At 72.2% G+C, this 11856-nt stretch carries 10 protein-coding genes; 2 read left to right on the forward strand and 8 right to left on the reverse strand.

What is annotated here, in order from left to right:
* Positions 1-221: 221 nt before the first annotated feature.
* Entirely contained in the window at positions 222-869 is a 648-nt protein-coding gene (locus SLINC_RS34095; protein ID WP_079164874.1) for a response regulator transcription factor, read from the forward strand.
* On the opposite strand, the gene SLINC_RS34100 is transcribed toward SLINC_RS34095, so the two are convergent.
* Positions 859-1683, reverse strand: a complete 825-nt coding sequence (locus SLINC_RS34100) for a crotonase/enoyl-CoA hydratase family protein (RefSeq protein ID WP_225988292.1) — start codon at positions 1681-1683, stop codon at positions 859-861. The two genes, SLINC_RS34095 and SLINC_RS34100, sit on opposite strands and share 11 nt — an antisense overlap.
* 205 nt (positions 1684-1888) lie before the next feature.
* Between SLINC_RS34100 and ccrA the strand changes: the two genes are divergently transcribed.
* Positions 1889-3250: a crotonyl-CoA carboxylase/reductase gene (ccrA, locus tag SLINC_RS34105; protein WP_067441470.1), complete on the forward strand. Its 1362-nt coding sequence runs from the start codon at positions 1889-1891 to the stop codon at positions 3248-3250.
* Between the two features lie 94 nt (positions 3251-3344).
* Here the strand turns inward: ccrA and SLINC_RS34110 are convergent, their stop codons facing one another.
* The 7 genes from SLINC_RS34110 to SLINC_RS34140 all read right to left on the reverse strand — a co-directional run bounded on the left by SLINC_RS34110 (position 3345) and on the right by SLINC_RS34140 (position 11845).
* Positions 3345-4136, reverse strand: coding sequence for a class I SAM-dependent DNA methyltransferase (locus SLINC_RS34110; protein ID WP_067441476.1), 792 nt, complete (start codon positions 4134-4136; stop codon positions 3345-3347).
* Between the two features lie 34 nt (positions 4137-4170).
* Complete coding sequence (locus tag SLINC_RS34115; RefSeq protein ID WP_067441479.1) at positions 4171-5517, reverse strand: aminotransferase class III-fold pyridoxal phosphate-dependent enzyme; 1347 nt, start codon at positions 5515-5517, stop codon at positions 4171-4173.
* A gap of 64 nt (positions 5518-5581) precedes the next feature.
* Positions 5582-6565 (reverse strand): amidohydrolase family protein, encoded by a 984-nt coding sequence (locus SLINC_RS34120; protein ID WP_067441482.1) that lies wholly within the window; start codon positions 6563-6565, stop codon positions 5582-5584.
* Positions 6549-8231: an AMP-binding protein gene (locus SLINC_RS34125; RefSeq protein WP_079165204.1), complete on the reverse strand. Its 1683-nt coding sequence runs from the start codon at positions 8229-8231 to the stop codon at positions 6549-6551. The genes SLINC_RS34120 and SLINC_RS34125 overlap by 17 nt, the downstream gene beginning before the upstream one ends.
* Positions 8228-9055: an SDR family oxidoreductase gene (locus tag SLINC_RS34130; protein WP_067441485.1), complete on the reverse strand. Its 828-nt coding sequence runs from the start codon at positions 9053-9055 to the stop codon at positions 8228-8230. Before SLINC_RS34130 ends, SLINC_RS34125 begins: the two co-directional genes overlap by 4 nt.
* The gene (locus tag SLINC_RS34135) at positions 9052-10557 is read right to left on the reverse strand and encodes an SDR family NAD(P)-dependent oxidoreductase (protein ID WP_067441493.1); all 1506 of its coding nucleotides are present in this window, start codon (positions 10555-10557) and stop codon (positions 9052-9054) included. Before SLINC_RS34135 ends, SLINC_RS34130 begins: the two co-directional genes overlap by 4 nt.
* Complete coding sequence (locus SLINC_RS34140; protein WP_225988291.1) at positions 10550-11845, reverse strand: beta-ketoacyl synthase N-terminal-like domain-containing protein; 1296 nt, start codon at positions 11843-11845, stop codon at positions 10550-10552. Before SLINC_RS34140 ends, SLINC_RS34135 begins: the two co-directional genes overlap by 8 nt.
* Positions 11846-11856 lie beyond the last annotated feature (11 nt).

An 11856-nucleotide genomic window follows, 5' to 3' on the forward strand; every position in this document is an offset into this window, starting at 1 on the left:
CGGTACTTGAAGTACCGTACGGTTTCTCGTACAAAGTACGATTGGTGGCTGCCGGGAACTCATCCGCTCATGACAGTCTCTAGTCAGTTGTCTGACATATGTACGGGTAAAGGGGGAGTGGCTCATTCCGGTCGCGGATTTGTCCAGCACCGCAACAACGTTTCCCCGAGCATGATCGACTCGACCAGCAGCTGCTGTACTCACTGTGTGAGGAGTTCTCCATGCAAGCGTTAGGTGTTCTCGTCGTGGACCAGCACCCGGTGGTGAGGTACGCGCTCTCGTCACTGCTCGAAACGAGGGTGGCCTGGACCGCCGAAGCGGCAAGGAGTGACGAGGCATGGAACGCGATCACCACCTCCCGTCCGGATGTGGTCGTCCTGGAGCTGGAACTGGAGGACGGAGCGCGCGGTGTCGATCTGTGTCAGCGGGTGAAGGCCATGGAGAACGCTCCCCGGGCCGTCGTCTTCACCGGTGACGCCTCACCCGCCGCCGTCGTCGCCGCGATATCGGCCGGCGCCGACAGTTTTCTGCACAAGAGCGTCGGCAGCGCGGAACTCGTGGACGCGGTGCAACGCACCTACGACGGCCAGCGCATGTGGATGCTCGGCAAGGACGAGCGGGACGACATCGACATCCGGACTGTCACCTCCGACGTGCTGCCCGCCGTCACCCGCAGGGAGGCCCAGGTCCTCAGCCTGGTTCTGCGCCGCTACACCAACGAGGAGATCGCGAGGCAGCTCTCCCTCGCCCCTCAGACCATCAAGAACCAGGTCAGCAGCGCCCTGCGGAAACTGGGCGTCAGCGGACGGCGTGAGCTGTTCCGCAAGTACTCCGGGCAGGGCGGTGCGACCACCGTGGTCAGGGGCTGACCGGACCGGTGGCCGCTTCCTCACCGGCCGCGTCCCGGCCCTGGACGAAGGCGCGTGCACCGGCCCGGGCGCCGGGGGAGTCGAGGATGCCGGCCAGCTCGGCACGGTGCTCGCGGTACGCGTCGGCCCACTCCCCGTCGCGTGCCCGGCCCAGGACGCGCTTGCTCGCCAGGACGGCGTGGCCGGCGTGGGCCGCCACGCGTTCCCCGAGCTCGCAGGCGGCCGCCAGCGCGGAACCGGGCGCCACGACCCGGTTGACGAGCCCGAGGGCGTGGGCACGATGGGCGTCGATGGGGTCGCCCGTCAGGGCCATCTCCATCGCGACGGCGGGCGCTATCGCGCGCGGCAGCCGCAGCAGCCCTCCGGCTGCCGCCACCAGGCCCCGGCGTACCTCCGGCAGTCCGAACGACGCGTCGGCCGCCGCCACCACCAGGTCGCAGGCGAGCACCATCTCGAAGCCGCCGCCGACCGCCGCGCCCTCCACGGCGGCGATGAGCGGCTTGGCGGGCGGCCGTTCCGTCAGACCGCCGAACCCCCGGCCCGGAAGGGAGGCTCGCTCGCCGCGGGCGAAGGCCGTGAGGTCCATGCCGGAACAGAACGCGGGCGCGGTGCCCGTGAGCACTCCGACCCGCAGCTCCGGGGTGTCGTCCAGGTGCCGGAAGGCGGCCGCCAGCTGTTCGGCCATGGCACGGGTGAGGGCGTTGCGTACGTGCGGACGGTTCAGCCGGATCACGAGGAGGGGGCCACGTTCCTCGACGACGACATCCGCACCTTCGGGCTCCGCTGCACGGCCCTGCCTGAACTCTCCGGTCACGCGTCTGCCCATCCTGAGTCGGCGTTCCACGGGGGTCGGACTTATGAGCGTAGCGAGCGCCGGGCCCGTGACCTACGCCCCGCAAGTACCTGATCCGGCGCCGGTTGAGTACCCCGAATGCCTGTACGGGCGGGGTCGCGCGCACGTGCAATCCCTGACAGGGAGGGGAATCGTCCCCACGCCCCAACGAGGGAGAGGTTGTGCCATGGAAGCACTGACGGAGGCCCTGTTGTCGGGTGCGCCCGCCGCACAATGGGAGGGTCTCGTGCCACGGGACCAGTACCTGGCGGCGCACCTGCGGGCCGCGGACGCGGAGCGCGACCCCATGGACGCCGGGCAGGAACGGGACGTCCGCACCACCATCCACGTCGGTCCCGTACCCCTGCCCGAACTGGCCCCGGACGAGGTGCTGGTGGCGGTCATGGCCAGCTCCATCAACTACAACACCGTGTGGTCGGCGACGTTCGCGCCGGTGCCCACGTTCTCCTTCCTCCAGCGCCTCGGCCGGCAGGGCGGCTTCGCCCGCCGCCATGACCAGCCGTACCACGTCATCGGATCCGACGCGGCGGGCGTCGTCGTGCGGGCGGGAGCCGGAGTGCGGCGCTGGTCCGCGGGCGACCACGTGGTCGTCAGCTGCGTCCAGGTGGACGACCAGGAGCCCGCCACGCACAACGACGGCATGCTGGGTGCCGAGCAGCGCATCTGGGGCTACGAGACGAACTTCGGCGGGCTGGCCCACTTCGCCATCGTCCGCGCCAGCCAACTGCTCGCCAAACCAGCGCACTTGACCTGGGAGGAGGCCGCGTCCGTGATGCTCACCGCGGCCACCTCGTACCGGATGCTGGTCGGCGACAAGGGCGCGCGGATCAAGCAGGGCGACATCGTGCTGATCTGGGGCGCGGCCGGCGGTCTGGGCGCCTACGCGCTCCAGATGGTGAAGAACGCGGGCGGTGTCGCCGTGGGCGTGGTCGGCTCACCGCGCAAGGCCGAGGCCCTGCGACGGCTCGGCTGCGACGTCGTCATCGACCGCACGGACCTGGGCCTCGGTGACGACCACGACCTCACCCCGGAACGGACCATCGAACTGGGCAAGCGGCTCGGCCGGGCCATCAGGGACGCGCTCGGCGAGGACCCGCACGTCGTCTTCGACTACGTCGGCAGGGCGACCTTCGGCCTGTCCGTCTACGTCGTACGGCGCGGCGGCACCGTGGTGACCTGCGGCTCCAGCACCGGCTACGACCACCACTTCGACAACCGCTACCTGTGGATGAACCTCAAGCGGATCATCGGCAGCCACGCCGCCAACCTCCAGGAACAGTGGGAGTGCAACCGCCTGTTCCGCCTCGGCCGGCTCGTACCGGTGCTGTCCGAGGTGTACCCGCTCGACCAGGTCGGTGACGCGGCACATCTGGTCCAGCGCAACGCGCACGTCGGCAAGGTGGGGGTGCTGTGCCTCGCGCCCGAACCGGGCCTCGGAGTCACCGACCCCGAGCGGCGCCTGGCCCTGGACCCCGAGGGGCGCAACCCCTTCGCCGCGCTGGTGACGGAGCGCGGCGCCGCCGTCTGACAGGTACGACCAGGTACGACAGAGGGGGCCGGGGCGGTGTCCAACCGCCCCGGCCCCCTTCCGTACCGGTACCGGACTCAGGTCGCCGCTCGCGTCACCGCTTGCGGTAGACGGAGACCGCGTCCCTGCTGTCGTAGTGGAACGGCTCCTTGCGCCAGCCGCCCCAGCGGTCCTCCAGTTCCAGGCCGCCGAGCCGGGCCATCAGGTCCTGCTCCGCGGGCCAGATGTACCGCATGGTCGCCGCGATGATGCGGTTGCCCTTCTCGCTGACGACGACATCCGTGCGCTTGATGATCTGCGTCGTCGGGTCGATCGTGTTCATCTCGAACCAGGCCAGCCGGGGGTGCCCGGCCAGCCGGCCCGAGACGCGGAACGGCTCGGTCATGCCGTAGTCGTTCTGCCGGCCGCGCTGGTAGTTCGTCATGTCCGGCACGATGTTCTGCACGACGAGCCGCCCGCCGGGCTTGAGACGCTTGGCGCTGTTCGCCAGGCAGCGGGCCTGTTCGTCCTGGTCGGGCAGGACGAACAGGGTGGCGAGGGCGATGAAGACGACGTCGTACTCGTCCTCGACGTCGACGTCGGCGAAGTTGCCCTCGAAGACCTGGATGCGCTCTCCGCCGGGCTTCTCCTTGAGCCTCTCCAACATCTTCGGCGAGGCGTCGATACCGCTCACCCGCACGCCGCGCTCCGCCAGCGGAAGGGCCACCCGGCCGGTTCCTATGCCCAGCTCCAGGGCGGTGCCGCCCTTGGCCAGGTCCGCCAGGAAGTCCGCGGCCTCCTCCGCGTCGTCACGGCTGTCGTCGGGCGTCCAGCTGTCCCAGATCTCGGCGTAGCGGTCCCATTCGGCCTTCGCCTCTTCCTGCCACTGCCTGCTGGTCTTCGTCATCGTGATACCCGCCTTCCGTATCGAGGTGAGAACGTCATCCCATGGCCCGGGCGAAGCCGGACTCGGGCATGCGGCCCGACTTGATGTCGCCGAGCGCGCCGTCGAGCGCTCCGGCGATCTCCGCCACGTCGTCCTCCGTGATGACGAGCGGCGGCATGAGCATCAGGTTCGGCACGACCCGCAGGCTGGAGCTGAGCACGCCCCGGCTCTCCAGGGCCATGCGCAGCTTGTTCACCCTGCCCGGGGTCCAGGCCTCGCCGCCCGGCTCGCCGAACTCCAGGCCGCAGAACAGACCGATGCAGCGCACCCCGGTCAGCTCCGGGTGCTGGGCCTGGACCTTGCCCAGGGCGGTGACGAGATCCGCCCCGCGCCGGCGCACGTTCTCCAGCACGCCGTCCTCGTCGAGGGCGCCGATGACCGCGAGCGCCGCCGCGGCGGCCACCGCGTGACCGTCGTTGGTCGAGCCGATGCTGAGCGCGGTCTCCGCGGTGGTGCGGTCGTGCAACTGCTCGTAGAGACGGTCGTGGACGGCCACCGCCGACATCGGCATGTACCCGGAGGTGATGCCCTTGCCCAGCGTGATGATGTCGGGTGAGACGTCCGGCAGCTGGCCGGCGCGGGTGAAGTCGCCGACCCGGCCCATGCCGGTGACGACCTCGTCGAAGACGAGATGGATGTCGTGGGAGCGGCAGAACCGGGAGAGGGAACCGAGGTACTCGGGTGACAGGATGTGTCCGCCCTCGCCGACGACGGGCTCCACGATCACCGCGGTCACCCGCTCGGGCCCGAACTCGGTGATGAGCCGCTCCATGTCGCTGACGCCCTCGACGGCGCCGTGCGAGAACGGCCCCGGGGCGTGGTGGATCCCCGGGAGCATCGGGCCGGTCTGGTGGTGCAGATACGGGACGCCGGTCACCATGCCGGCGCCCGGGCCCTGCCCGTGGAAGCCGTCCCACATGGAGAACACAGCCATACGCTCGGGCTGTCCGGCCCGCAGCCGCAGGAACCGGGAGAGCAGCAGCGCCATCTCCACCGCCTGGGCGCCGTTGCTGGCGAACCGGACGTGGTTGATGCCGTCCGGCAGATGGCGCACGAGAGCCTCGGCACAGTCGACGGTGACCTGCGCCGGGCGCCCGTAGCCGTGGCTGTTGGCGAACGGCAGCCGGTCCACCTGCTGCTTGATGGCCTCCTTGACGCGGGTGTTGCCGTAGCCGAGCGTGACGTTCCACAGCCCGGACCGGGCGTCGAGATACCAGCGTCCGCCGGAGTCACGGACGCGGACGCCGTCCGCCTCGGCGAGCAGGTCGTCGCGGGACAGCGCCTTGAGGTAGGGGCGGGGTACGCCGCTGTTCCACAGGGCGAAGTCGGCAGGGTCGATCACGATGAGTCCCTCTCTGTGTCGGTCTCTGTGTCGGTCGGTGCATCGGTGGTCCCTCGGCGGGATGTCAGCCCGGCCCGAGGCCCAGGAGCCGGGCCGCGTTGCCGTACAGCCAGCGGTCCGTGACCTCGTCGCCGAGGCCCAGGGCGGCGACCTGCTCGGCCAGGGCGGCGACCGGATCGGCGTTGACCCAGGTCGCCGAGCCGAACAGGACCCGGTCGCGCAGTGCGGTGGCGCCGTACAGGAGCAGCGGCTCCCAGCCCGATCCGGGGCGGGCCATCCACGGCGGCCGGTGGGAGGACAGGTCGAGGTAGACGTCGCGGTGCCGCTGGGCGATGGAGACCATCTCCAGCACCCACGGCCAGGCCGCGTGCCCGGCGACGACCGGCAGCCCGGGATGCCGGCGGGCGATCCAGTCGACGTTGCGGGGATGGCACAGGTCGTGGGCGTGCCGCGCGAAATGGTGCCCGGTGTGCAGCCACAGCGGCATGCCCAGCTCCCGCGCCCGCCGGAAGACGGGGTCGTACACGGGATCACGCGGGTCGACCCCCTGCCAGAACGGGGTCACCGCGAAGCCCCGCATCCCCAGGGCGTGACAGCGCTCCAGTTCCGCCACCGCCGCCCGGGGGTCGGTGAGGTCCACGCCCGCCCACGCCTGGAGCCGGTCGGGTGCCTTGGCGGCGACGGCGGCGACCCGGCTGTTCACGTCGTCCCCGTCGGCGGTGGCGCCGCCGCAGCTCATCAGGACCTGGTGGACCACGCCGTTGTCGTCCATGGTCCGCAGCAGCGCGTCGGTGTCCGTGCGCTCCGGCTGCCCCGCGACGAGCAGACCGATCGCCGCGTCCTGGTCCCCGGCGTCGAGGAGAGCCCGGAAGGCGGCGTGGTCGGTGCCGAAGACCGTCGTGGCGTGCCGGCCGAAGGCGCGCAGATACGTCGGCGCGACCGCGGCGAGGCCCCGGAAGTACGTCCGCCAGCACTCGCGGTCCAGGGCCAGCACACACACGTCGACCACCCGGCGCCGCACCGCGGGCCGGTCAGCCGACCCGCTCACGGCGGACCTCGATCCCGGCGGCCGCCCGGTCCCAGGTGTCCGGGGTGATCCCCTGGGCGCGCAGCGCCTCCTTGCGGACCTTGCCCGTCTCGGTCATGGGAAGGTCGGGCAGGACCCGGACATAGCGCGGCACCATGAAGTGGGCCATGCGCACCCGCAGATGCTCCATCAGCTCCACCGGGTCGAAGAGGACACCGGGGCGCAGCACCAGGGCGGCGAGGATCTCGTCCTCGGCCTGCTCGCTCGGCACGGCCACCGCCGCGGCCATCGCCACCGCCGGATGACCGAGCAACTCCGCCTCCACCTCCGCCGAGGACACGTTCTCGCCCCGGCGCCGGATCGCGTCCTTGATGCGATCCACGAAGAAGTAGTCGCCGCCCGGCTCGCGCACCACGGCGTCGCCGGTACGGAACCAGCCGTCCCGCCAGGCCGCGGCGGTGGCCTCCGGCATGCCGTGGTAGCCGTGGAACATCGACCAGGGCCGGTCCGCCCGCAGCACGAGTTCACCCGCGCACCCGTCCGGTACGTCGATGCCGTGCTCGTCGACCACCCGGCACTGCACCCCCGGGCGCGGCCGGCCGCAGCTGCCCGTGCGCTCCGGATCGAGGTCCGAGACGATCGGCGCCGGAGTCTCCGACATGTTGAAGCCGGTGTACACGGCCACCCCGAACCGGCGGCCGAAGTCGAGGGCCTGACGGTTCAGCGGGATCACACACGCGGCCCGCAGCGGATGCTCCCGGCCCCGGGCCGTCTCGGGAACGCCCAGCAGGAAGTCGACCATCGCGCCCAGCAGGGTGCACATCGTCACGCCGTGCCGGCGGACCACGTCCCAGAACTCGCCGGTGGTGAACCCGTCGGTGATCACGGCCGACCCGCCGAACAGCAGCATGCAGTAGGCGACCTCGGTGCCGCCGCCGTGGCACAGCGGCAGGTTCAGCAGATAGCGGTCGTGCTCGGTGATGTCGTCGTCGAGCAGAGCCGTCACGGTGGAGTAGTGGTGGACGTAGGAGACCAGGACGCCCTTGGAGGGGCCGGTGGTGCCCGACGTGTAGATCACCGCCATGGTGTCCCACGGGGCGACGGGGCGCGGGGGCGGCACGAACTCGTCGGGCCGGGCCCGCAGCGCCTCCGGGCCCAGGACGCGGAGCGAGCCGGACAGGGGGGCGGGCGGGGGCTCGTCCGGTCCGCCGCCGAGGACGACGACCGTGTCGAGACGGCCGCGCCCGGCGTGTTCCAGCCGCTCGGCCAGCCGCGCGTGCGCGACCAGCACCCGCGCCCCGGAGTTGTCGACGACGTGCCCGAGCAGGCTGCCCCGGTATGCGGTGTTCACCGGCACGTGCACGGCTCCCAGGAGATTGACGCCGTACCAGACCCGTAGCGCGTCCAGGCCGTTGGGCAGCCAGCACAGCACGGTGTCGCCCTGCCGCACGCCCAGCCGGTGCAGCGCCGCGGCGGTGGCCCGGGCGTCGTCGTACACCTGCCCGTACGTCCACTCGGTGCCGTCCTCGAAGACGGCGTACACGCGCTCGGGGTGCGCGCGGGCGCGGGCGGCGATCAGCTCGCCGGTCACACAGTGTTCGGCCCGCGGTACCCGGGGGTCCTCCGGCGCGAGGATCTCGACGACCGGCGCCGTGTCCGGGCCGGCCACGACCGGCGCCCCGGTCATTCGGACATCCCGGTCACGTCGAGCATGTGCCCGCCGACGGTGTCGTAGTGGCGCACGGCCCGCAGGTAGTGCTCCCAGTTGAGAGCGGTCTGCGCGTTCCGGCTCACCGGGCGCACCGGGATCAGGGGGCCGACGCTGACCCGGGCGGGCAGCGTGACCGCCCACAGCACGACCTCCGCCACGTCCGCCGGATCCAGCAACTGGTCGACGCCCACGCCGAGTTCCTCGGGGTCCTGCGCCAGATCGGTGCGCACCCAGCCGGGCAGCACGGCGACGGCCCGCACCCCGAGGTGCCGGTTCTCGATGTCGACCTGGGCGGTCAGCGCGTTCAGGGCGCGCTTGGTGATGGAGTACGGCGCCGACCAGTCGGCCTGGAGCAGACTGCCCTCCGAGCTGATGTCGACGATCCAGCCGTGGCCGCGCTCACGCATCCCCGGCAGCACGGCGCGGATCAGCAGGAACGGCACGTCCAGGTTGAGCCGGAACGCCTGACGCCAGTGGCGGGGGTGGGTGTCGTGGATGGGCCCGGTACGCGCCAGGGCGGCGTTGTTCACCAGGATGTCGACGGGCCCGAGCGCCCGCTCGGCGGCGGCCACCACCTCCTCGGGCACGCCCTCGGCGGCCAGGTCGGCGGCAAGCGCCAGCACCGGCACCTCGTGCTCGGCCACCTCGCGTTCCACGACGGCCAGTTCGCGCTCACGGCGCGCCACGAGCGCGACGGACGCGCCCGCGCCCGCGAGCGCCCGGGCGATGCTCGCTCCGATGCCCGACGAGGCGCCGGCGACGAGCGCCACCTTGCCCTTGAGGGGCCTGTTCTCGGTCATACGGTGCTCCCATGGCGGGGTCGGGGGGACAGGGGCGGCAGGCCGGCCAGACAGTGGCCGCCGCCGTCGACACGCAGTGCCGCGCCGGTCAGCCCGGACGCCGCGGGGCTGATCAGGTAGCACAGGAGGGCGGCGACCTCGTCCGGCTCACTCATCCGGCCGGTGGGCACCAGCCGGTTGGTGGCGTCCAGGAACACGGGATTGGTCACGTCCGTCATCGGCGTGCGCACGAACCCGGGCAGCACGCTGTTGGCCCGGATGCCGTACCGGGCGGCCGAGGTGGCGAAGTGATGGGTGAACAGCGCGGTCGCCGCCTTGCTCACGCCGTAGCTCGCCAGGTTCGCCACCGGCGCGCTCACCGCGGCCAGCGAGGACACCACGGCCACCGACCCCTTGCGCCCGGTCACCGTCCACCGGGTGAGCAGGGCGTCGCAGAGGCTCGCGTACGACAGCGTGTTCAGGGCGAGCAGCCGTTCGCGATTGCGCGCGTGGTCGCCGGAGCCGTCGAAGGTGACGGCACCCGCGGCATAGGCGAGCGCGTCGATGCCGCCGGTGCGCTCCCACGCCTCGCCCACCAGGTCGGCGGCGCGGGCCGGATCGGCCAGGTCGGCGGGCAGCACCCAGCACCTGCCGCCCCGCTCACGCAGTTCGGCGGCCAGCTTCTCCAGCTCGGGCCTGCGCCGCGCGACGAGCACGACACCGGCCCCGCGAGCGGCGCACTCACGGGCGACGCTCGCGCCGATGCCGCCACTGGCGCCGGTGACCAGGACCACGTCGCCGTCCAGCCGGAACGGATCCGGTCCGCCGAGAGCGCCGGCCGCGGGCTCGGTGCGCGCGGCGCGCGCCGACGGCATGGGGACGACGGCGGCGTCGAGCCCGCCGTCCAGCGGCAGCGTCTCGCCCGCCACGTTGCCCAGGCCCTGCGAGGCCAACAGCCGCAGGGCCGCCGCGAGTTCGCCCGGCTCCGTCGGGCGGCGGGTGACCAGATGCCGCAGCACCTCCTCCTCGGCCCCGGGGGACAGCCGGTGGCCCAGGAACGGGGCGTAGCCGACGCGCACCGTGTTGGCCGGTACGCCGCGTGCGGTGCAGCGCTTGGCCAGGTGCTGCCACCAGGCGTGGTCGGCGGCCCGGTCGGCCGCGCCCTCGGGGCCGGCGTCACCGTGCACGTGCGGACCGCCGTCGGTGACCAGAACGGCACGGCCCCGGCCCCGGCGGGACATGGCGGCGAGCACGCGGGCCACCGGACCGCGGCGCAGGGGTGCGCGGCGCCCCGCACCGAAGGTCTCGTTGCCGATGCTCACCACGCAGTACACGTCCGGGGGCTGGGCCGGAGCCGCGGCGTACGTGGACGCGGTCTCCACCTGGAAGCCGTAGCGCTCCCAGGCCGCCCGTACGGCGTTCGTGTGGACGGCGTCCGGCTCCGACTCCAGCAGGACGCGTGGTCCGACGGGCGCCAGCGAGGGCGTCCTGAGCAGGGGCGTGCCGTTCGTCGTGTCAGTCATCGTCGGCTCCCAGCAGGACGGCGCTCGCGACGGAGCCGATCGTGTAGTTGAGGCTGAGGGCCAGGTCGATCCGGGCGGCTCGCCCGCGGGTGCCCGGCACCGGGTCGAAGGTGCACACGTCGGCCGGCTTCTCGCAGTTGGCGGTCGGCGCGATGTGGCCGTGACGCATCATCAGGAAGGTCGCGGCGGCACCGATCACGCCGAGCGGCGCCCCGCTGTGGCCGAACACGGCCTCCTGCACGGTGACGGGCAGCGCGGCCGCCCGCTCTCCGAAGATCGCCGGCACGATGTTGCCCTCCATGGCGTTGAATGCCCGGTCCCCGGTCGCCGCACCGTTGACGTAGTCGATCTCGTCCGGTGTCGCGAAGCCCTCCAGACACGAGCGCGCGGCGCGCGCGGCACCGGCCCCCGTCAGGTCCAGGGCCAGGTTCGGCTGGGCGTTGCGGGCGGTGACCTGGGACAGCACCCGGCCGTACGTCCGCGCCTTGCGGCGGTCCGCGTGCTCGCGGCTCTCCAGGATCAGCGTGGCGGCACCGTTGCCGTAGTTGAGACCGGCGGCCCGCTCGTCGTAGGGGCGCATGGGCTGGTGGACCAGGGTGGCGGTCTGCGGCTCGGTGCCGGCCACCGACCGCTCCTCCAGTTCGGCGTACTGCCGCAGCCTGCTCTCGCGCCAGTAGTCGGCGCCGGTGACGACCGCGACGTCCACCTCGCCCGCCGCGATCATGCGTGCGGCGTTGCCGAGGAGCACCGACGACGAGGCACAGCCGCAGGACAGGGTGTAGCTGGGACCCGTGGAGCCCACCAGGCCCGCCTGTGTCGTCTCGACATCGGACATCACCGCGCCCAGGACGTTGCGGAACAGTACGGCGCGGGCCTCGCGCGGGCTGATGGTCCGGGTGTCGGCGAGCAGCACCGGCAGATAGGTGTCGACGATGGTGTCGGCCGTGGCGTTGCGGGCCGCGAGCACCGCCGCCTCACTCAGGGCGCCCGCCCGCCAGTCGAGATCCGCGTCCGCGCACGCCTCCAGCAGGGCCAGCAGCCCGTACAGGTGGATGTCGGAGTACTTCTCCAGGAAGCGGGGCGGTATCTCCGGCAACCGGTCGGCCACCGTGTCGAAATCGAGGGGAACGCTCCCGAAGTAGGTTCCGTCGTCCTGCTCCAGGAACGATTCGCCGTGCTCGACGGCCGCCCAGAACTGCCCCGGCGTCGCCGTCGGCGCGCCCCGGCCGGGCAGACAGAAACCCATGCCGGTGACGAGTGCGTCCCGGGGGCTCTTGGTCGTGGTCACCACTACGCCCT

The organism is Streptomyces lincolnensis (genome assembly GCF_001685355.1).
In the GTDB taxonomy this organism is placed as follows: Bacteria; Actinomycetota; Actinomycetes; order Streptomycetales; family Streptomycetaceae; genus Streptomyces; species Streptomyces lincolnensis.

What these genes read in the sequence shown, in the direction of transcription:
- SLINC_RS34095 (WP_079164874.1), top strand. Translation starts at nt 222, where the DNA reads ATGCAAGCGTTAGGTGTTCTCGTCGTGGACCAGCACCCGGTGGTGAGG.
- ccrA (WP_067441470.1), top strand. Translation starts at nt 1,889, where the DNA reads ATGGAAGCACTGACGGAGGCCCTGTTGTCGGGTGCGCCCGCCGCACAA.
- SLINC_RS34110 (WP_067441476.1), bottom strand. Translation starts at nt 4,136, where the DNA reads ATGACGAAGACCAGCAGGCAGTGGCAGGAAGAGGCGAAGGCCGAATGG.
- SLINC_RS34125 (WP_079165204.1), bottom strand. Translation starts at nt 8,231, where the DNA reads ATGACCGGGGCGCCGGTCGTGGCCGGCCCGGACACGGCGCCGGTCGTC.
- SLINC_RS34130 (WP_067441485.1), bottom strand. Translation starts at nt 9,055, where the DNA reads ATGACCGAGAACAGGCCCCTCAAGGGCAAGGTGGCGCTCGTCGCCGGC.
- SLINC_RS34135 (WP_067441493.1), bottom strand. Translation starts at nt 10,557, where the DNA reads ATGACTGACACGACGAACGGCACGCCCCTGCTCAGGACGCCCTCGCTG.